The organism is Kitasatospora sp. NPDC007106 (assembly GCF_040634455.1).
Taxonomy (GTDB): Bacteria; Actinomycetota; Actinomycetes; order Streptomycetales; family Streptomycetaceae; genus Kitasatospora; species Kitasatospora arboriphila.
In genome coordinates, this window is record NZ_JBEYFP010001140.1 from 1 (window position 1) to 1,609 (window position 1,609).

At 73.5% G+C, this 1,609-nt stretch carries 3 protein-coding genes; 2 read left to right on the forward strand and 1 reads right to left on the reverse strand.

What is annotated here, in order from left to right:
- Window positions 1-86: 86 nt before the first annotated feature.
- Window positions 87-560, reverse strand: a complete 474-nt coding sequence (gene bcp, locus ABZ641_RS36550) for a thioredoxin-dependent thiol peroxidase (RefSeq protein WP_344626790.1) — start codon at window positions 558-560, stop codon at window positions 87-89.
- Between the two features lie 142 nt (window positions 561-702).
- On the opposite strand from bcp, the gene ABZ641_RS36555 reads away from it, so the two are divergent.
- The gene (locus ABZ641_RS36555; RefSeq protein ID WP_344626813.1) at window positions 703-1,041 is read left to right on the forward strand and encodes a DUF3618 domain-containing protein; all 339 of its coding nucleotides are present in this window, start codon (window positions 703-705) and stop codon (window positions 1,039-1,041) included.
- A 200-nt stretch (window positions 1,042-1,241) separates the two neighbouring features.
- Window positions 1,242-1,544 carry a co-chaperone GroES gene (locus tag ABZ641_RS36560; protein ID WP_263108086.1) on the forward strand — a complete coding sequence of 101 codons (303 nt, stop codon included), beginning with the start codon at window positions 1,242-1,244 and terminating at the stop codon, window positions 1,542-1,544.
- Window positions 1,545-1,609 lie beyond the last annotated feature (65 nt).

The window sequence follows — 1,609 nt, forward strand, 5'->3', positions numbered from 1 at the left end:
GGTGACAAGGTGACGGGCCGTCGACCCCCGGGAACGCCGCGGCGGGCACCGGGAGACCCGGTGCCCGCCGCGGCGTCGACGGTCGGTCAGGCGCCGATCCGCAGGTCGCGCAGCAGCTTGGCGACGTGGCCGGTGGCCTTGACGTTGTAGAGCGCGTGCTCGACCTTGCCCTCCTCGTCGACGACGACGGTGGAGCGGATCACGCCGACCACGGTCTTGCCGTACAGCTTCTTCTCGCCGTACGCGCCGTACGCCTCCAGCACCGACCTGTCCTCGTCCGCGACCAGGGTGACCTGGAGGTTCTCCTTCTCGCGGAACTTGCCGAGCTTCTCCGGCTTGTCGGGGGAGACGCCGATGACGTCGTAGCCGGCGCCGGCGAAGACCTCCAGGTTGTCGGTGAAGTCGCAGGCCTGGGTGGTGCAGCCGGGGGTGAGGGCGGCCGGGTAGAAGTACACGATCACCTTGCGGCCGAGGTGGTCGGCGAGGGACACCTGGTTGCCGTCGGCATCGGGCAGGGTGAAGGCGGGGGCGGTGTCGCCCGCCTTGAGGCGCTCGCTCACGGTGGATCTCTCCTCGTGCTGGACGGGTGGTCGTACCCCGGCAAACCTACCCCGCTCGGTGGGTGGCGCTGCGCGGCGCATGGTGGGAGCTGACAGACTGTGCGTGTCGCACAGGACAGCATCAGTGATTGGGGTGGCTCTCGTGGCCCAGGCGAGCAAGGACAAGTCGGCGCGAACGACGGCCCAGATCGAGGCGGACATCGCGCAGGCCCGTGAGCGGCTCGCGTCGACGCTGGACGAGCTGGCGATGCGGGTGCACCCCGCGACGGTCGCGGCGCAGACCAAGGCGCGGATGCTCGGCGCCGTCGAGCAGAAGGTCGGCCGGGCGTACGTGGCGGCGAGCGGGGCGCTGGAGCAGGTCAAGGCCGGTTTCACGGACGAGAAGGGCCGGCCGCGGCCGGAGCGGGTGGTGCCGGCGGCGCTGGTCGGTGTCGGCGTGGTGCTGCTGCTGGCCTCGGCCCGCAAGCGGCGGCGCGGCTGAGGCAGGCCGGTCGGGGCCGGGGCGCTGCGGCGTCCCGGCCCCTTTCCGTGCCCGTTCCGGATGGCGGGCACCTGCGGGCCCGCCGTGCACCTGCGGGCCGTCGGGCGGGTACGGTCGGGTGCGTGAGCAAGAACGACGAGCAGAGCGCGCGGCACGAGGAGCCCCGGCACGACCGGCTGGGGGAGAAGCTGCCGATCAGGATGTTGCACGACCGGGTGCTGGTGAAGGCGGACGCGGGCGAGGGCGAGCGGCGCTCCACCGGCGGCATCCTCATCCCGGCGACGGCGGAGCTGTCCCGGCGCTGCGCCTGGGCCGAGGCGGTGGCGGTCGGCCAGAGCGTGCGGACGGTGGAGCCGGGCGACCGGGTGCTGTACGACCCGGAGGACAAGCTGGAGGTCGAGGTCCGCGGGGCGACGTACGTGCTGCTGCGCGAGCGCGACCTGCACGCGGTGGCGTCCGAGCGGCTGTCCGGCGCGGAGGGGTCGACCGGCCTCTACCTGTGAGCCCCGCAGGCACGTGGGCGACGCCCCGGACCGCGTGTGCGGTCCGGTGCGGCTCAGGCCCGGGG

Excerpts from the sequence above, each read along its gene's own strand:
- ABZ641_RS36560 (WP_263108086.1), top strand. The coding sequence starts at position 1,242 with ATGTTGCACGACCGGGTGCTGGTGAAGGCGGACGCGGGCGAGGGCGAG.